The sequence below is a fragment of the Methylobacterium sp. 13MFTsu3.1M2 genome, assembly GCF_900112625.1.
In the GTDB taxonomy this organism is placed as follows: Bacteria; Pseudomonadota; Alphaproteobacteria; order Rhizobiales; family Beijerinckiaceae; genus Methylobacterium.
On record NZ_FOMM01000002.1, the window covers coordinates 49187 to 67869 of the forward strand.

General features: G+C 67.3%; 14 protein-coding genes, 1 tRNA gene and 2 pseudogenes. 13 read left to right on the forward strand and 4 right to left on the reverse strand.

The window, feature by feature from the left end; genetic code table 11:
- Positions 1-48: 48 nt before the first annotated feature.
- The gene (gene gcvA / locus BM314_RS00215) at positions 49-939 is read left to right on the forward strand and encodes a transcriptional regulator GcvA (RefSeq protein WP_091976366.1); all 891 of its coding nucleotides are present in this window, start codon (positions 49-51) and stop codon (positions 937-939) included.
- A gap of 323 nt (positions 940-1262) precedes the next feature.
- Here gcvA and BM314_RS00220 read toward each other — a convergent pair whose 3' ends face one another.
- The 3 genes from BM314_RS00220 to BM314_RS00230 all read right to left on the reverse strand — a co-directional run bounded on the left by BM314_RS00220 (position 1263) and on the right by BM314_RS00230 (position 4787).
- The gene (locus BM314_RS00220) at positions 1263-2273 is read right to left on the reverse strand and encodes a glycosyltransferase (protein WP_091976367.1); all 1011 of its coding nucleotides are present in this window, start codon (positions 2271-2273) and stop codon (positions 1263-1265) included.
- A 589-nt stretch (positions 2274-2862) separates the two neighbouring features.
- Positions 2863-3486, reverse strand: coding sequence for a glutathione S-transferase family protein (locus tag BM314_RS00225; RefSeq protein ID WP_091676605.1), 624 nt, complete (start codon positions 3484-3486; stop codon positions 2863-2865).
- A 314-nt stretch (positions 3487-3800) separates the two neighbouring features.
- Positions 3801-4787, reverse strand: coding sequence for an NAD(P)H-binding protein (locus BM314_RS00230; RefSeq protein ID WP_091976368.1), 987 nt, complete (start codon positions 4785-4787; stop codon positions 3801-3803).
- A 389-nt stretch (positions 4788-5176) separates the two neighbouring features.
- Between BM314_RS00230 and BM314_RS30880 the strand changes: the two are divergent.
- The 8 genes and pseudogenes from BM314_RS30880 to BM314_RS00280 form a co-directional block, all read left to right on the forward strand.
- Positions 5177-5380, forward strand: a pseudogene (locus BM314_RS30880) (hypothetical protein); the annotation flags it as partial.
- A 923-nt stretch (positions 5381-6303) separates the two neighbouring features.
- Positions 6304-6861 (forward strand): hypothetical protein, encoded by a 558-nt coding sequence (locus BM314_RS30885; RefSeq protein WP_244539813.1) that lies wholly within the window; start codon positions 6304-6306, stop codon positions 6859-6861.
- 200 nt (positions 6862-7061) lie between these two features.
- Entirely contained in the window at positions 7062-7232 is a 171-nt protein-coding gene (locus BM314_RS30430) for a hypothetical protein (RefSeq protein WP_170855082.1), read from the forward strand.
- Between the two features lie 92 nt (positions 7233-7324).
- Positions 7325-7516 (forward strand): hypothetical protein, encoded by a 192-nt coding sequence (locus tag BM314_RS00260; RefSeq protein ID WP_020095026.1) that lies wholly within the window; start codon positions 7325-7327, stop codon positions 7514-7516.
- A 254-nt stretch (positions 7517-7770) separates the two neighbouring features.
- Positions 7771-8357, forward strand: a pseudogene (locus BM314_RS00265) (transposase); the annotation flags it as partial.
- 309 nt (positions 8358-8666) lie between these two features.
- Positions 8667-8900 (forward strand): hypothetical protein, encoded by a 234-nt coding sequence (locus BM314_RS00270; RefSeq protein ID WP_139237799.1) that lies wholly within the window; start codon positions 8667-8669, stop codon positions 8898-8900.
- A gap of 36 nt (positions 8901-8936) precedes the next feature.
- A complete protein-coding gene (locus BM314_RS00275) occupies positions 8937-10343 on the forward strand; it encodes an MATE family efflux transporter (RefSeq protein ID WP_091976372.1) in 1407 nt (468 codons plus the stop codon).
- Between the two features lie 328 nt (positions 10344-10671).
- On the forward strand, positions 10672-11493 hold the full coding sequence (locus BM314_RS00280; protein ID WP_091976374.1) for an oxidoreductase: 822 nt from the start codon (positions 10672-10674) through the stop codon (positions 11491-11493).
- 534 nt (positions 11494-12027) lie between these two features.
- Here the strand turns inward: BM314_RS00280 and BM314_RS00285 are convergent.
- A tRNA-Pro gene (locus tag BM314_RS00285) sits at positions 12028-12105 on the reverse strand.
- Positions 12106-12246: 141 nt separating this feature from the next.
- Between BM314_RS00285 and BM314_RS00290 the strand changes: the two genes are divergently transcribed.
- The 4 genes from BM314_RS00290 to BM314_RS00305 all read left to right on the forward strand — a co-directional run bounded on the left by BM314_RS00290 (position 12247) and on the right by BM314_RS00305 (position 18619).
- A complete protein-coding gene (locus BM314_RS00290) occupies positions 12247-13527 on the forward strand; it encodes a glycosyltransferase family 4 protein (RefSeq protein ID WP_091976375.1) in 1281 nt (426 codons plus the stop codon).
- Between the two features lie 166 nt (positions 13528-13693).
- The gene (locus BM314_RS00295) at positions 13694-14014 is read left to right on the forward strand and encodes a rhodanese-like domain-containing protein (RefSeq protein WP_091976377.1); all 321 of its coding nucleotides are present in this window, start codon (positions 13694-13696) and stop codon (positions 14012-14014) included.
- Between the two features lie 145 nt (positions 14015-14159).
- Entirely contained in the window at positions 14160-15314 is a 1155-nt protein-coding gene (locus tag BM314_RS00300; RefSeq protein WP_091676637.1) for an efflux RND transporter periplasmic adaptor subunit, read from the forward strand.
- A gap of 107 nt (positions 15315-15421) precedes the next feature.
- Positions 15422-18619 carry an efflux RND transporter permease subunit gene (locus BM314_RS00305; protein WP_056530065.1) on the forward strand — a complete coding sequence of 1066 codons (3198 nt, stop codon included), beginning with the start codon at positions 15422-15424 and terminating at the stop codon, positions 18617-18619.
- The last annotated feature ends 64 nt before the right edge of the window (positions 18620-18683 follow it).

An 18683-nucleotide genomic window follows, 5' to 3' on the forward strand; every position in this document is an offset into this window, starting at 1 on the left:
GGATGACGAACGCGTTCTCCTCACGGAGTCGATGAGCTACGTTCAGCCATGACGATGCGGAGATCGCTTCTCCCCCTCGCGGCGCTCCGGGCCTTCGAGGCGGCCGGGCGCCGCCTGAGCTTCCGCGCTGCCGCCGACGAGCTGGGTGTCACGGCGACCGCCATCAGTCATCAGATCCGGCTTCTCGAGCAGACCCTGGGGCTGCGTCTCTTCCACCGCGAGACGCGCCGGGTCCGGCTGACCGCCGAGGGCACCGTTCTGCTGCCCGTGCTGCGCGACGGTTTCGACGCGTTCGCCCGAGCCATCGCTGAGATCCGCGGCCGGCACGCGGCCGGCGTTCTCACGCTCTCGGCCCCGACCGCCTTCGTGGCGAAGTGGCTCGTGCCTCGGCTCGCCGACTTCCGGGCCGCGCATCCCGATTGCGATCTGCGACTGCACGCGTCCGACAGCCTGGTCGACTTCGCCCGCGACGGCGTGGACGTCGCCGTCCGATACGGGCCCGGTCCCTATCCCGGCCTCGACGCGCACAGGCTGGTGGTCGACCGGGTCGCACCCGCTTGCAGTCCGCGTCTCGCCATTCGATCCGAGAGCGATCTGGCCCGCCACCCCCTGCTGCACTTCGAGTGGCCCGACCTGACCGACGAGACGCCGACCTGGCCGGCCTGGCTGCGGAAGGCCGGGATCACCGATATCGATGGCGGTGCGGGCATCCGCTTCAGCGACGAAGGTCACGTCATCCAGGCCGCGATCGCCGGTCAGGGCATAGCGCTGGTCTCGGTCGTACTGACCGCCGACGACCTGGCGAGCGGCACGCTGGTTCAGCCCTTCGGGCCCGTCCTCGACGCGCACCCCTACTGGGTCGTCCACCCGCGACATCCGGCCCGGGCGGGACGCGTCGGGGTGCTGATCGACTGGCTGCGCAACGCAGCCATCCGGTGACGCAGGACCATGTGGCGAGGTCTGTATGACGGTTCGCGAGCGGCCATCCGTCGGCGGTTCGGCAATCTTTGTTCGGGGCGGGACCCGGCATCTCGACCATGATGCGGCGACCGTCCGAAGCGTTGGCCCAAACTCCCTGCTCGATCGCAGTACTCGTCATGGAGGAAAATTTTCGCCGATCGCCGGCAAATCTCGGCGTCATAGCAAGCCTAAACCCAGTGTCCGGTAAAACCGAAGCTTAAGTCAGAATGACAGGCGACGCTGTGTCGTAAAGGCGTGGATGAAGACGTTCGACGGGACCTGTTGCAAGCCCGCCAAGGCGGTCAACGACGAAGGAGTGCGAATCTGAGATCTTTCGCGATCGATCGCCATCGTGGACGGCCGTTGTGAACCGCCCGATAGGTTCCGCCGGCGACACGTGCCGACAGGCCCTGGAGTGCCTCCAGGCGCGTCTCAGTTCGATAGATCGCTTCGCGCTTCTCGAGCTGGTCAAGCGCGCTGCGAAAGAAAGCGGCCGCCCTTGCCCGATCGAAGAGTGGAAAATGCTCAGCCGTCGCTTCCGGAAGCCGCTCGACGATATCGATCATGGCGGTCGTGGCTTCCCTGTAGGGATCCAAGCCCCCAGCTACCGTCCTCCGACCCGCGCTCCGCTCGCGCTCACCGTGTCCGAACAGATTATGGGCGTGCTGCCGATAGCGGACCAGGGGTACATCGAGCTCGACGGTCTGACCGACGACTTGCGCCAGAAACATTACCCACCGGTCATGAGCGATCATCTCGCTGGGGACAATGAAATCGATGAAACGGTCATCGACATCCCACAGATCCAAGAGTTCCCGTCGAAAGACAATCGAAAATCCGAAGAACGTCAACCACGGATCGTAGGTGAGCGGTTTTCTGAGTCCGGTACGATGAATGCCTTGCCGAAAGACGCCAAGCTCGCGATTGTTGGAGTCGATAGTGATGGCCGTATGGGCGATCATCGAGACGCTGCGATCGTCCAGATAGGGCGAGCAAAACTCGATCTTCTTCGTGTCCCAGATATCGTCCTGATCGCAGAAGGCGACGAATTTTCCACGCGCCAACCGAGCGGCTCTCAAGAAATTGCTTCGAAAGCCGAGCGCGGGCACGTTCTCATGGATTTTGAACTCGATTGCGCTGCCGCAAGAGAAATTTCGGACAATTTCTAGCGTGTCATCCGTAGATGCATCGTCGGAAACGATGATCTCAAGAGGATGGACTGTTTGCCCGACGAGAGTTTCAAGCTGTTCGCGGATAAATCTCGATCCGTTATGCGTGGCAAGAACAACAGAAACACCATGTTCGTATCGCATGATGATGTCCTGACGAAACGGATTGCTATCTTCTGCGGTCGGAGCAACAATCAGACCATCTCTCGGTCACGGTTGGCCTCTCGAGTTCTTGCCATCGGGTGAGCGCGTATTCATTTGGGGCCACAGTCTTAATCGAACGAATTTGGGTGCAAATAAATGAACGGAGCTGTGGCGGCCGAAGCAGATATTCTGCTCCCTTCTCTCGGTAAGATGCCGACCAAGAACGTCTTTCTTAAACTCGAGAGTGGCGCTTTGCGCCGACGCGGAGGCTGTTGATTTATCATCTTAGTCGTCGGTACTGTCTATAGCCTTCGCCACAAAAAGCAAGAGCGCTAATGAAGTTCTTGTTCTGCACGTTCCGATCATTGACCTGTACCCGCCGGGGGCCGGAAGGGATATCGACGCGGCCGGATGACGGCGTGCGCTCCGACAGATCTGCGTCGCCGAAGCTGACCGGCGGGAATCCACGCCACGTTGCCGATTCGCAAGCTACCCAACCCAGGCGTTCGGAGAGCGGTCGTTGCCTGCCGAAAGCCGCCACTTATCGATCGTCCAGCAACCTCGGATTGAAGGCGCGGTTGGCATCCCACTAAGGAATCCCATTCGCCCCGTGGTCTCGGTAGCCGGATCGAGCGAGAAGGCGATCATGATAGGCCGAGACGGCGGGATAGCTCGGGCGCTCCATTGGCGTCATGCGCCAACGGTTTACGGACAAGCCGAGAACGACATCCGCCAACGTGAAGGCTCCTCCGGCCACATAAGCTCCGGTTGAGGAGAGATGGTGGTCAAGGATCCCCATATTCGCGTTCCAGGCCTCGACCCCCGCCACTATCCGGTCTGGATCGGCGTAGGCCGGATCACGACGAACGAGGCCGAGGAAAGCCGCCCGCCAAGACGCGTTCAACTCGGTCGCTTGCCAGTCCATCCATTGTTCAACCAGAGCGCGTCCACGCGGGTCAGCAGGGAGCAGATCCGTCCGAGCGGCGCTCGCAGCGAGGTAGCGGCAGATCGTATTTGACTCCCACAAGGCCCCTGCCGCGTCTTCAATCACGGGCACGAGGCCGTTCGGGTTGCGAGCCAGAAATTCCGGGGTATCCGTTGCTTGGAAGCCGCTGCCGTAGTCCTGGCGATCGTAATCCAATCCGATCTCGGCACAGGTCCAAAGCACCTTGCGAACATTGATCGAACTGGCCTTGCCGAGAATGCGGATCATGGGAGCGGGTTAGTCAACGCTGGAATGATGAAGAGACGACCACAGAGGGCGTGGTTGCATCTTCCACCCGCGAAGTTAACCGCCCTTGTCTCAAGTGCGCAAAGCGGATGCAGCGAGCGACCTCGAGAGGATCTCGAGCGATGTCCACGGCTACGCCCGCTTCGATGCGTCCACAATCCAGATGCGGTCGGGCAGGGAACCATCCATCTGAGACGTTGGGGAGAGCCATGCGCGGCGGCAGAAGGTGGCCGAAAGATGCTGGTCTGCTCCGGAGTGAAACTGCCGGAAGAGCCGACACCTCCTGTCGCGCGTCGTCAGAACACCGCGTGGTCGCCGCGCTCGGCGACCGCCTCGCCACGGATCACGCGCGCATAGTAGTCGAAGAGCGTCTCCGATCCCGTCGACGGAGTCGCCTGGGCATCGTATCGCCCGGTCGCCGGGTCCAGGACGAGCATGGACTCCGTCGCGTAGTAGCGCCCGATCCGCGCGAGTTCGGCCTTGGCGGCCAGGGCCGGCACCCATCGGCCCATCGTCGTCAGAACGACGACGATCGCGTCCAGCAGCACGACCGGAATGTGCGTGAAGCGCGGTTCGCGCCCCAGAAGGGCGAAGAGCCGCTCGCCCTGCGCGCGTGGCGTGATCGCCTCGCCCGGGCCGCCGATCGGCAGAACGCGATTGCGGCGGTCCCCATCGTCGAGGCAGTCCGCGAGATAGCGGCCAAGGTCGTCGTCGCTGATCGGCTTGCAGGCCGTCAAGGTCCCGTCCCCGAACACCAGAAATGGCTTGCCGCGTTTCACGCGTTCGATCTGTCCCGAGAGCGATTTGAAGAAGGCGGTGGGCCGAACGATCGTGTAGTCGAGCCCCGATGCGATCAGCTCTGCCTCGAAGGCGCGCTTGGCGTGCTGAAAAGCGAGGATCGGCTTCTGGACGCAGATCGCCGACAGAAGGACGACATGCGTGACGCCGGCCGTCCGGCCCGCGTGCAAGGCCTCGACCTGCGCGCCGTAATCGATCGCCCAGGCATCGTCGGGCAGCCCCGTGCGCGAGGCGAGGCACGACACCAGGGCGTCGAAGCGTTCGCCGCGGACACCGTCGCGCGCCAGCGACACCGTGTCGGTCAGATCCACGATGCGCGCGGTAGCGCCTGACGGGATCGCGGTTTCGGCAGGGCGCCTGACGAGGCAGACGACCTCGTGGCCGCGCGAGACCAGTGCCCGAACCGTTGCCCGGCCGATTGTGCCGGTCGCTCCCAGGAAGAGGACACGGCGCGGCCTCACACCGTCCGGTCGATTCGCTTTCATGATCGCTTCATCACGACGTTCAACCATCCTAGCGCGACGGCGACGCTTGCGCTGCCCCGTCGAACGGCGAAAGCGAAGATACGACGGGATCCGCAGAATGATCCGCGTCAATCTTGACGTTCAGCTGCGCGAGACCGCCTGTCCAGTGTCGACCCTCGGCCTGAGGTGGCTTCCGCTCGCCACCCCAGGCAGTCGCGAAGCCGGACGGTGCGCACCCTGTACGTGCGCAACCGGCAGTTCGCTCACTTGCGTCGCGCAACGCGGGGTGCGCAACGCGAACTTGCCGGTGCCCTCCCTGACGAGCCCGCGCTACGCCGCAGGAAGGTGGCGGGCGGGTTCGGCACGCGCCAGCGGGGCAGTTCCAGCGCGCCTTCGAGGAACCGTCGGCCGCGGACAGGACGCCGGCGCAGGCCGGGAGCGGGGTGGCGAAGAAGGCCGAGAATCTGGCCAAGCGAATGCCGGACGCCGGATGCCGGGCGCAGCGGCGCCGAAGGTGGTGGCCGGCGGTGAAACCGGCGAGGCGGAGAGCGTCACGATTTCCGGACAGTGGGGTGCAGATCCCCGACGACGTCGCCGACAGCCTGCAGGGCTGATCGTTAGCCGCGCCCCTCGGCCGCGAACCCCCAGACCGGCCGTCTCGAGAACGGTCTCTTCGTCTCGCGATCGGCTTCGAGCCGGTCAACGCGAGGGCGATTCGAACGGCACCACCGTCGCCATAGGCTGAACGATTCCGGTCGTCGCTACACTGACCGGTCGACCAAATGTCTGTGCCCAACTCAACTGAATGACGCTGATTCTTTCTTGTCCGACAGATCGTCTCCGAGATATCTCACTACGTCGACGTTTAGAGAAGCCGATCCAGCGCACGACCGGATGCGCGCACTTGTCGCGTGAACCAAGCGATTGCCCGATTTGATACCGAACGCGGGTCGAGCACTTGCACCTTTGTCTCACGATGCACATGGAATGCGGCTCCCTCCGGCAGCAGTGAGGGGCCACTGCAGAATTCAGCCGGACGAGCTGGATCTATATTTCCATACGCTGAGCCTCGATGTCGGCCAGATGATAATTCAGTAATAATTTACCCGTCGATGATGATATAACATTGTTCACTTGAGCTGGAATCGCGGCCAATGCGCGGGCCTGCAACTAAATAACGTCGCGCGGTGATACATTCGAGCTCGAATGGTGGTCTCGCACAGGCGAAATGCTCGACAGTCCCGCGACGAACTCTTTATTTCTGGACCAGCGAGACGCCTGCTCAGATCAGTCACCCTCTGGGTGCACCGGGATGCGCACCGCCGTTGCTGCCCCCCTCGATAGCGCTGTCGCCGAGGGAACAGGCTGCGGGTGAGGTCAGTCTGACCGGTTTTCATCGCTGCGGGCTGATCCGCGCGTTTACCGATCAGCCGCGTTTCGGTCACCGACGGCGACACCGGGGTGATCTGCGGGACCCGCATCCGCCGTCGGACTGGAAGCGTGCCGAGTGCGCCAGTGGCGTCGAGACCGGCCGGAAATGGAGAAGCCCGCGGCGCCCACGGTAGCGCTCACGCGGGCTGTCTGCGCGATCGAGGGCGACATCCCGCGCGAGGGCGACGAGATCGACCAGCTTCCCGGAAGCAGGGACTACGACCGGACCGTGATCGACACGGGCTCCGGCGAGCGCTTACTCTGCCGCGAGGTCGAGGCCGCGGGCTGGCGAGCGACGCGCCCGTCCCTGAACTTCCCTCGACATCAACCGTTCCTGTGCCACAGCAATCGCAGGGACGACTTCATGACTCGCACGCTCGCGGCGCTCGCAGGAGCCTTGTCCATCGCCCTGGCCGCGCCGGTCTCAGCGCAAACGGTGACGGGCGGCGCGGGAAACACCGGGGTCGCCCCGCCGGCGACAACCGGAGGTGCCGGCCCGGGTGCCCGGGATCTCGGACCGAGCCCGGTCACCCGTGGAAATGAGGCCAACCCGAGCAACTCGTCGATCCCGGGCACGACGCCGGGCGTCAACATTGGCGGCACCCCCACGAGCGGGCCGCCCGGCACTGGCGGCACGTCGGGCGGCCCGTCCCTCGGTCGGTAAGCCCGCTCGGCCCCGCCCCGATCTGCTCACGGGGCGGGGGAGCGCCTGATCTCACCAGCGTGTGAGCCGAGCCGATACGCAACGCGGCCCGGCGGCAGGTTCGCGGCCGGCGGTTACCGGGCGGTATCCCATGCACCGAAAGCAAGTTTTAAGATTACCGTTCTATAAGTCTGACATCGCATTGCGTTCCGATGTTGACCATGACCCTCGCGCTGTTGGCCGTCCTGATTGCCGGGGCGCTGTGTCTCGGAATGATCTCCGCGTTCCTGCCGTTTCAGCGTCCGCGCGAGGAGATCGAGTTGGCAGAGTTCACCGACGACGAATTCTTCGACATCGGCGGCCCGATCATCGATTTGCAGGCGACGCGCTAAGGGCGCTCGACACGGACTCGCCATTCATCGGTCGGCGGGGCATCGAGAGGCGCGCCACGGCGCGCCGGGCAGGTCAAAGCGAGAGGTGCTTCGTGGACCCCCAGCCATTCACCATCGACACCGAGGCCCAGGCTCAGACGTACCTGACCGATCTCCTCAACAATCCGAAGAACCGGTCGATGAGCGAGATCGCGAGACACTGCGCCCTGCGAGTCCGCAATCCGAAGATCAAGGCGTTCTTTCTGACCGAGGGCGCGAAGATGCTCGCCGAGATGAAGGCCTAGGGGCGAGACAAGAAGGCTCCGACCGGCGAACCGGGCGGCCCGTCCGGATTCGAGCCCCGGCGGGCGTGCAGCAGCAGCGAGAACGTCCCGCGCGACGGTGCCGTCGGGGCTGAAGGCGGTAGCCTCGAGGGCATGCCGAGTCCCGGTCGACGCGTGGGCAGGCGGGACGGTTTAAGCCTCCGACGAGGACGGCGCCCGGCCTGCGTCCAGGCTGACCTGACCGGCCGCCTTCGGACCGAGCTGATCGAGAGGATCTGCCAGGACCGGAGGAGCCGGACAGGCGGCGCGGTCGGACGACGCGCGCGGAGCAGGTCGCGCCGAAGCTGCACCAGATCGAGGTGCAGACAGACCGGGGCAAGAACTTGGCGCTTGCGTGCGCGGAAGCGGAGATCTCTGAGCAGAGTGCCTCACGCTGGCGCAAGGCGTACGCCGGTCTCCGAGTCGATCAGGCTCGGAAGATGAAGGATCCGGAGCGCGAGAAGGCTCGGCTGCGGCGGCTCGTGGCCGATCTGACCTTGAAGAAGCAGATGTTGGCGGACGTGGCGGCCGGAGCCTCGTAGCATCCGAACGACGCCGCTAGGCGGTTGCAGACATCCAAGAGAGGTACGGTCTTCCGGAACGCCACGCCTGCCGGACCGTCGACCAGCACCGCGGCACGCGACGCGATGTGCCCTCCGTGTCGGCCGAAGAAGACGCGTTGACCCCTGCCATCATCACTCTGGCATCCGAGTGCGGGCGCTGCGGCTGCTGCCGCGTCACCGCACTGCTGCGAGCGGATTGCTGGCAAGCGGGCCAGGATCGGGTTCAGCGCATCGGGCGTCGCGAAAGGCTCGAGGTTCCGCAGAATCCCTTTGACCAGGGAGGGCGTAACGACCGCGCGTCGCGACGGCCGGGAGATCGGCGCTGACACAGGCAACGCCCCGGGCTTCGAGGACGTCGCGTGGGCCCCGGGCCTCGCCGACCGCCGGCTCGGGATGCGCGGCCCGATTGTCCAAGAAAGCCTCGCTTGGCAGACGGGAAGGCCGTTGACGATAGATGATGATCATAATAGATTATGAGCGTCATATCAAACCGTCGAGGGCCCGCGGGGGAGCCGGCGATGGATGCGGACTGGTCATCGTACGCACCGGTCTGGCCGGCCCGGATTTCCGTGACCCTGAAGCCAGCCTTGGTCCAGGCCTCCGAGGTCGCGCCGGCCGCGGGGATGGTCGAGGGTAGCGCCGCCGAGATCGAGGGCCTTGAGCAGTTCGGAGGCCCCACCGGCGTGACGATCGTCGACGCCAACATCCGGGTCTCGGGTGGCCGGCCGGGGCTCCTTTTCAATACCCCCGAAGCCGGACGAGGGGGTCCGACCTCCCGAGTCCGCTCCTCGGGCATCGCGTAGCCGGCCGCCGAAGCTGTCACGGACGAGGAAGCCCTCATGGACATCAGGACGCGCCGACTGCTGACGGCCCCTCTCCTGCCGACGCTGGCCCGGATGGCCGTGCCGAATGTCGCGGTCATGGTCGTCCAGACCTCCATCGGCCTGATCGAGACCTACTTCGTCGCCGAGCTCGGCACCGACGTCCTCGCCGGAATGGCGCTCGTCTTCCCGGTGGTCATGCTCGTCCAGATGCTGTCCGCGGGCGGCATGGGCGGCGGCATCCAGTCGGCGGTCTCGCGCACCCTGGGCGCCGGTCGGCAGGACGCGGCGGGTCTGCTCGCGTGGCACGCCGCCGCCATCGGCCTCGGCCTCGGTGTGGTGACCAGCCTGCTCGCCTTGACCCTGGGACCGCGCCTCTACGCAGCGATGGGCGGCACGGGTGCCTCGCTCAGGGCCGCGACGGCCTACGCGACCGTCGTGTTCGGCGCCGCGATCCTGATCTGGCTGTTCAACGCGCTGGCGGCAGTAATCCGTGGGACCGGCAACATGGCGCTCCCGGCCGGCGTCACCTGCGCCGGGGCCGTCCTGCTGATCCCGCTCTCGCCCGCGCTGATCTTCGGGTGGGGACCGTTCCCCCGCCTCGGGGTCGTGGGCGGCGGTGTCGCCTTCGCCGCCTACTACGCCGTCGGCGCCACCCTCTTCGCCGCCTACATCTGGTCCGGCCGGGGTGTCCTGCGCCCGAGCCCTCGCCCGCCGAGGCTGACCTGGGCGCCGTCCCGCGAGATCCTGCGCGTCGGCCTGCTCTCCGGCATCGCCAGCATGACCTCCAACGTCACCGTCATCGCCGCGACCGGCTTCGTCGGGACGGCGGGACCGGCGGCAGTGGCGGGGTACGGGACCGGCGCGAGGCTTGAGTACCTGCTGGTCCCCATGGTGTTCGGGCTCGGCTCGCCGATCGCCGCCCTCGTCGGGACCGCCCTCGGGGCCGGGATGCACGCACGCGCCCGTCAGGCCGCGCTGACCGGCGCCCTCGTGGCGGGTGTCCTGACGGAGGCCATCGGCCTCACGGCCGCCCTCCATCCTGCCGGGTGGCTCAGCCTGTTCGGGCACGATCCGGCGATGCTCGCCACCGGCTCGACCTACCTGCGCGTCGTCGGACCGTTCTACGGATTCTTCGGGGCCGGCCTCGCCCTCTACTTCGCGGCCCAGGGGGCCGGGCTTGTCGGCTGGCCGCTCGCCGCGAGCGTCCTTCGGATGGCCGTGGCCCTGGGGGGAGCCTGGATCGCGGCGAGGCTCGGGCTGGGCTTGGTCGGGATGTTCGTCGCCCTCTCGGCCGGCTTCGTCGCCATGGGCCTCGTCAACGCGGCCGCCTTCGCGACCGGCCGGATGTTCCTGGCGGAGCCCGCGCCGAGCACATCCCCTGTTCAGCCAAGCCTTACGGCGGCCGCCAATTCGGGACGCTGAGACGAGGCCTGCGACGCGGACGAGGCCGATGGGTGTCGGCGCCTCCGAGGCGAACGGCGTCCGCGTCCCGGGGCCGCGTCTCCTTCGGGATGAGCGGGGCGCCCGCCTGTCTCGAGGCGACGGTGCTGGGAGCACCCGAGGAGCAGTTCGGCAGGATCCTCGAACCGACCGACCCGCGCTCGCGATCCGTGACGGAGATCGCCGATGAATCCTCCGAGACACTGGACCGGATTGGCGAGGCCCTCGGATCTGGCTTGCTTTAAAAAATGATGATCATAATTTATATTGGGTCGCAGCGGGTAAGGTGCCGCGTGGATCGGAGGACGATATGAGCAAGGGCAGCATCAAGACCGCGGTGGTCACAGGCGCCTCGTCCGGCATTGGGCTGGAGACGGCGAAGGCCCTTCAGGCTGCGGGCTACCGCGTATTCGGGACCAGCCGGAGGGCGTCTCCGGCCGTGGACGGCGGGATGGCCACCATCGTCTGTGACGTCACCGATGAGAGATCGGTCACTGAGATGGTCGAGACCGTCTTCGGCGAGACGGGGAGGATCGACCTCCTCGTGAACAACGCCGGCTTCGGCATCAGCGGCGCGGCCGAGGAATCGTCGGTCTCGCAGGCTCAGGCCATGTTCGACGTGAACCTGTTCGGCGTCATCCGGACGACCCGCGCCGTGCTTCCCCTGATGCGCGCGCAGAAGGGCGGCCGGATCGTCAACGTCAGCTCTGTTCAGGGCCTGATCCCGGCCCCCTACATGGCGCTCTACGACGCCAGCAAGCACGCCGTCGAAGGCTACTCCGAGTCGCTGGACCACGAGGTTCGTGGGCAAGGGATCCGGATCGTGCTCGTCGAGCCCGCCTTCACCCGGACGGCCTTCGACCGGAACCTCGTGCGCCCCGACGCGCCGCTCGGCATCTACGAGGCGGAGCGCGCCGGTCGGGACCGGTTCCTGAGTGAGGTCATGAAGTCCGCCGATGCGCCCGAGGTCGTGGCGAAGGTCATCGTCGAAGCCGCCACCGCGACGAGCCCGAAGCGCCGTTACACGGCGGGCCCCAAGGCGAGGCAGGTCAGCCTGCTGCGCCGCTTCGTGCCGGCCACCGCCTTCGACAAGAGCTTCCGCAAGGAGATGCGCCTCCCGCAGGTCCCGTGATCACGAGTCCGGAGAGGTCGCGGATCCGGCGCGTGTCGGCGTGCAGGGGTTGAGATCGGCCGGGCGCCAGCGCCGTCGATCCTGACCCTCCGCGCCGCGTCGCGCGATGGCGAGTTTGGGCAGCGCGGAAGGGAGTTCTCACCAGGCGCACCGACAGCACCCGCAGCTCCGCACCGCTTCGTCGACGTGTGGCGGAATGATCCGATCTGGCCAAGGCAGGGCGAAGCCTGGACGGCCGCGCCTACCTGCGGGCGCTGAAAGTCGGGGAGGCGCGCCTCCGCCGCCGGCCGCGCTGCTGGGGATCCAAGTCGATCGCCTCGTCAGAGAGCTCGGCGGCCTCGTGAAGCGCCGAGACGGTCGGGTTCGAGGCCATAGGCTTCGGCGACCCTTCGCCGCCAGGAATGCACCGACCGAGAACAGACCGTGGGTGGCTCTGGTGGCCCATAGTGCCCACGTGCACCGCGCGTTCCGCCTTTGCTCGCCGACTGACCAGCGATCGTTCCAGGACAGAGCCTTGTTGCCCAAAGGCTTGAATGGTCGGAGTGGCGGGATTCGAACCCACGACCCCTAGTCCCCCAGACTAGTGCGCTAACCGGGCTGCGCTACACTCCGACGCCGCTAGGGCTCGCGGCTCTTAGCCTCCGCGCCGCGCCCGCGCAAGCCCTTCGGCGCGCGCGGGCCGCGCGGATGTGCTGGCTCTCGCGGGTCAGGCCCGCTACGGGGAGGCCTCGCCCCCGCGATTGCCAGAGGATCATGACGGACCGACCGATCGCCTTCGATCTCACGCGCCTCGTCACGCGGCTGCGCCACGCGAGCCCGTCGGGCATCGACCGCGTCGACCTCGCCTACGCGCGCGCCTATCTCGGCCGGGCGGAGACGGGCGTCGGCGTCGTCTCCACGGCGTTCGGGCCGCGCATCCTCGACCGCGCGCAGGCGCTGGAGATCGTCGAGGCCGTGGCGGCCGGCTGGGTCGAGGACCGGGACGCCGCGTCGGACCCGGTCTACCGGCGGCTCGCGTCCCGCTGCGGCGATCCCGCCGCCGCGCCGCCGCCCGGCACCGCACCGCAGGCCGGGTCCGCCGACCGGCGGCGGATCCAGGCGCGCAAGACCGTCGACATCGCGCTGCGCGGCCGGTCGGTCGCGATCCTGCCCCGGGACGCGCTCTATTTGCACACCTCGCACCTGCGCCTCGACGACCCGCGGCGGTTCGACTGGCTCTATAGCCGGCGGGACGTGCGGGCGGCGTTCTTCGTCCACGACCTCATCCCGATCACCCACCCGGAATACGGCCGGTCCGGTGAGGCCGACCGGCACCGGGCGCGACTGCGCACGATCGGGCGGCACGCCTCTGCCATCCTGGTGAATTCGGAGGATACCGGCAGGCGCACCCTCGCGCATCTCGCCGCCGAGGGGTTCGGGCGGCCGCCGGTGGCCGTGGGCCATCTCGGGGTCGAGGCCGCCTTCGGCCACGCCGGGCCCCGATTCACCCCCGACCGGCCGACCTTCCTGGTCTGCGGCACCATCGAGTCGCGCAAGAACCACCTGCTGCTGTTCCAGATCTGGCGGCTCCTGGCCGAGCGCCACGGGGCGGCGGCACCCCGGCTCGTCGTGGTCGGGCGCCGGGGCTGGGAGGCGGAGAGCGCCATCGACATGCTGGAGCGCTGCCCCGGCGTGCGCGCCCACGTCATCGAGGCCTCGGGATTGTCGACCCACGGTCTGGCGGCACTGATGCGCAGCTGCACCGCCCTGCTGATGCCGTCCTTCACCGAGGGCTACGGCATCCCCGTCGTCGAGGCCGCGGCCTCGGGGCTGCCGGTAATCGCCTCTGACATCGCCGTCCACCGCGAGATCGCCGACGGCTTCGCGCTGTTCCGCGATCCCCTGGACGGTCCGGGCTGGATCGAGGCGATCGAGGCGCTCGCGCGGCCCGACGGGTCGCTCCGCGCCGAACTAGCCGGCCGTCTGACCGGGTACCGGCCGCCGGACTGGCCCGCGCATTTCGCGGCCGTGGCGCCGACCCTCGCGGCGCTCTGACGGCGACCGCCGATCCGCGCCGGACCCAGACGCCTGCCCGCCGGCCGACGGTCGCGGCCCGCGACCGCGGGACGACGACGCACGTTGCGCCGCCGGAGTCTGACGAATAAGGAAAAGCGTCAGTCAGCCAGCCTGGCGGAGAGCGGGCGGAACGGAGATCCTGCCGATGCGGGTGGTCGACCTCGATCGCGAGACGGTCAAGCAAGGGCTCGATGACGGCTCGATGCTGATCATCGACGTCCGTGAATCGCACGAGTACGAGGCCGGGCACATCCCCGGCGCCGTCTCGCACCCGCTCTCCGGCTTCGACCCGCAGGCGGTCGCGGCCCTCGTCGCCGAGGACGGCCGGCGGGCGGTGTTCTCGTGCGCCTCGGGCGTCCGCTCGGTTCACGCGCTCATGGCGGCGCAGAATGCCGGGCTCGACCTCGCCGAACACTACAAGGGCGGTTTCAAGGACTGGTACAGCGCGGGCGAAACTATCGCCTAATCTGCCGTTTCAATCCGGCTCGCGGGACCGTGATGTGCGTTCGCGCACAAGCAACACCGTCGACCGCGGGTTACGGCGCACCCGCGGCGGAACAATCGTCAAGCTCGGCGCGACCGGACGGTCGGCCAACGGACAGCAGGACCCGATGCGCAGCCGGCTTCCCAGCCTACTCACCGTCTTGTCAGGCCTGATCGCGGCTCTCGCGGCAGGCCCCCTCGCGACTCCGGCCCGCGCGCAGGCGCCGGGCGGCCCGCCGCCCAAGGTCACCGTGGCCAAGCCCGTGGTGCGCCAGATCGTCGAGCAGGATCAGTATACCGGCCGCTTCGACGCGATCGATTACGTCGAGGTCCGCGCCCGCGTCACCGGCTACCTCGAGAAGATCAACTTCGTCGACGGCCAGACGGTGAAGAAGGGCGACGTCCTGTTCGTGATCGACCGGCGCCCCTACAAGGCGGCGCTGGAGCAGGCCCAGGCGGCCCTGGCCTCCGCCAAGGCGCGCCAGTCCTTCTCGCAGACGGACCTGGAGCGCGCGCAGACCCTGTCCCGCAGCGGCAACATCTCCGAGCAGGTCACCGACCAGCGCCGGCAGGCCTCGCAGACCGCTCAGGCCGACGTCGACAGCGCCCAGGCCGCTCTCAACAACGCCCAGCTGAACTACGACTTCAGCGAGGTGAAGGCGCCGATCAACGGCCGCATCAGCCGCCGCCTGGTGACCGAGGGCAACATCGTCAGCGCCGACCAGACCATGCTGACGACGATCGTGTCCCTCGACCCGATCTATTTCAGCTACACCGTCGATGAGAAGTCGTTCCTCAAGTACCAGAACAGCCTCGGCATCGGCATGGGCCAGACCCAGCAGGGTAAGGGCGTGCCGATCCTGATCGCCCTGTCCGGCGAGGCGAAGCCCACCCGCAAGGGCACGCTCGACTTCGTCGACAACCGCGTCGACAACGCCACAGGCACGATCCTGCTGCGCGCGACCGTCCCGAACCCCGACCTGTTCATCAAGCCCGGCCTGTTCGGCATCGTCTCGATGCCGGCGACCAAGCCCTTCCAGGGCATCCTGCTGCCCGACGACGCCGTGGCGGCCAACCAGGACAAGCGGATCGTCTACATCGTCGGGCCCGAGAACGTGATCCAGCAGAAGGACGTCGTGCTGGGACCGAAGGTCGACGGCTATCGGGTGATCCAGTCGGGGCTGAAGGGCGACGAGACCGTGGTGGTCAACGGCCTGTCTCGTGTCCGTCCGGGCGCGAAGGTCACCCCCGAGACGATCGAATTGCCCCCGAGCAAGACCTGAGCCCCCGGGGCTCGACACGAACGCCTTCGTGCGCGCCGCGCGGCGCGCCCCGCACCGACGACGCAGGGCCCCGTCCGGGAGACCGGCGGGCCTCAGAGGTTTGACCGATGCGTTTCGCCCATTTCTTCGTCGACAGACCGATCTTCGCGTCCGTCACGTCGATCGTCTTCCTGATCCTCGGCTTCGTGGCCTACGAGAGCCTGCCGGTCTCGCAGTACCCCGAGATCGTGCCGCCGACCGTGACGGTGCGCGCCTCCTATCCGGGTGCCAACGCCGAGACCGTGGCCGCCACGATCGCGACGCCGATCGAGCAGGAGGTCAACGGCGTCGACAACATGCTCTACATGACGTCGTTGTCGACCAACGACGGCAACATGCTGCTGACCGTGACCTTCAAGGTCGGCACCAACCTCGATATCGCCAACGTGCTGGTGCAGAACCGGCTCTCGGTGGCGCAGCCGCGCCTGCCGCCGGACGTGCGCAACCTCGGCGTCACGGTCCGCAAGGCCTCGCCCGACCTGATGCTGGTCGTGCACCTGCTCTCGCCGAACAAGACCTACGACCAGAACTACCTCGCCAACTACATCTACCTGAACATCCGCGACGAGCTGCTGCGCCTCGACGGCGTCGGCGACATCACGATCTTCGGCGGTAACGAGTACGCCGAGCGCGTCTGGGTCGACCCGAACAAGCTGGCCGCCTACGGCCTCTCGGTCACCGACGTCACGACGGCCCTGCAGGAGCAGAACGTGCAGGTGGCCGCCGGCCAGCTGAACGGTCCGCCGGCCGCCAAGGGCGAGGCGTTCCAGCTCGTCGTGCAGTCGCAGGCCCGGTTCAAGACGCCCGAGCAGTTCGCCGAGGTGATCATCAAGGCGCAGGACGGGCGCCTCGTCCGGGTCAAGGACATCGCCCGCGTCGAGATGGGCCAGAAGGACTACACGACCAACTCGTTCCTCAACGACACGCCCGCGGTCGGCATCGGCGCCTTCCAGCGGCCGGGCACCAACGCGCTCGACGCGGCGGCGTCGGTCAAGAAGGTGATGGAGGAGGTCAAGAAGAACTTCCCGCCGGACGTCGAGTACCGCATCGCCTACAACCCGACGGAGTTCATCGAGGAATCGATCCACGAGGTCTACAAGACGCTGTTCGAGGCGGTCGGCCTCGTCGTCATCGTGGTGCTGGTCTTCCTCCAGAGCTGGCGGACCGCCCTGATCCCGGTCATCGCGATCCCGGTCTCGCTGATCGGCACCTTCGCGGCGATGGCGGCCTTCGGCTTCTCGCTCAACAACCTGACCCTGTTCGGGCTGGTGCTCGCCATCGGCATCGTGGTCGACGACGCCATCGTGGTGGTGGAGAACGTCGAGCGCAACATGGCCGAGGGCCTGTCGCCGGGCGACGCCGCCCACAAGACCATGGACGAGGTCGGCGGCGCGGTCATCGCCATCGCGCTGGTGCTCGCCGCGGTGTTCGTGCCGACGGCGTTCATCCCGGGCATCTCGGGCCAGTTCTACAAGCAGTTCGCGCTCACCATCGCGGCCTCGACCCTGATCTCGGCCTTCAACTCGCTGACCCTGTCGCCGGCGCTCTGCAAGCTGCTGCTGGTGCCCCACCACGCCCGCAAGGAGCCGAAGTTCTTCCTGACCCGGTTCGTGAACTGGCTGGCGAACGGCTTCAATCGCGCTTTCGACGCCACATCGAACGCCTACGGCCGGACGATCCGGGTGCTCACCGGCGGGATCGTGGGCTTGGGCGTGATGCTGCTGGTCTACGCCGCGGTGATCGCTGGCACGCTCCACCTCGCGCAGACGACCCCCACGGGCTTCATCCCGGACCAGGACCAGGGCTACCTGATCGGCGTCGTCCAGCTCCCGTCCGGCTCCTCTCTCGACCGCACCACGGAGGTGTGCCTGCGCGCTGCCAAGCAGGCCCGGACGGTCGACGGCGTGGCCAACGCGGTGATCATCGCGGGCTTCGACGGCGCGACCTTCACCAACACGACCAATGCCGGCGTGATGTTCCTGACCCTCAAGGGGGCGAAGGAGCGCGCGGAAGTGGGTCGGAGCGCGGCCGTCATCACCGGCGACGTGCTGAAGGCGACCTCGGACATCCAGGAGGCGCGGGTCATCGTCATCCCGCCCCCGCCCGTCCGCGGTCTCGGCAACGGCGGCGGCTTCAAGATGCAGATCGAGAGCCGCCAGTCCTCGGATATCGGCCCGCTCATGGCCGCCGCCGGCGAGGTGATCGCCCAGGCGAACCAGAGCGCGGACGTGCAGCGCGTGTTCACGACCTTCGACAACTCGACGCCGCAGCTCTTCCTCGACATCGACCGCACCATCGCGCGGATGCTGAACGTGCCGCTGGCCAACGTGTTCTCGTCGGTCCAGGCGGATCTCGGCGGCACCTACGTCAACGATTTCAACACCCTGGGCCGCATCTATCAGGTGCGCCTGCAGGGCGACGCGGCGTTCCGCACGTCGGTGCAGGACATCTCGCAGATCAAGGTGCGCTCCTCCACCGGCGCCCTGGTGCCGATGGGCACCCTCGCCTCGGTGCGGGACGTGACCGGTCCGCAGATCGTGCAGCGGTTCAACCTGTACTATTCGGTCCCGGTGCAGGGCGTGGCCAAGCCTGGCGTCTCCACCGGACAGGCGCTCACCGCCATGGAGGAGATCGCCAAGAAGGCGCTGCCCGACGGCTACTCGTACGACTGGACCGAGATCGCCTACCAGCAGAAGGCGGCGAGCGGCACGGCCGGCGCGGTCTTCGCCCTCGGCGTGCTTCTGGTCTTCCTCGTGCTGGCCGCGCAGTACGAATCCTGGGCGCTGCCGCTCGCGATCCTGCTGGTGGTGCCGACCGGCGTGCTCGCCGCGCTCGCGGGCGTGCAGTTCCGGGGGCAGGACAACAACATCCTGACCCAGATCGGCCTGATCGTGCTCATCGGCCTCGCGGCGAAGAACGCGATCCTGATCGTCGAGTTCGCACACGACATCGAGCAGCGGGAGCATCGCGGCCCGGTCGAGGCGGCGGTCGAGGCCTGCCGTCTCCGCCTGCGCCCGATCCTGATGACCGCCTTCGCGTTCATCCTCGGCACCCTGCCGCTGGTCGTGGCGACCGGCCCCGGCGCCGAGATGCGCCAGGCGCTCGGCACCGCGGTGTTCTTCGGGATGATCGGCGCGACCTTCTTCGGCCTGTTCCTGACCCCGGTCTTCTACGTGGTGATCCGCCACTTCTCGATCTGGCTCGGCCGGTTCCGGAAGAAGCACACGCACGGCGATCCCGGCGGCGCGGCCCCGGCCCACGGCTGACGGCATACGCGCCCCGGGCCGCGGAACGATGGAAGCCGCGCCGGATCCGCGAGGATCGGGTGCG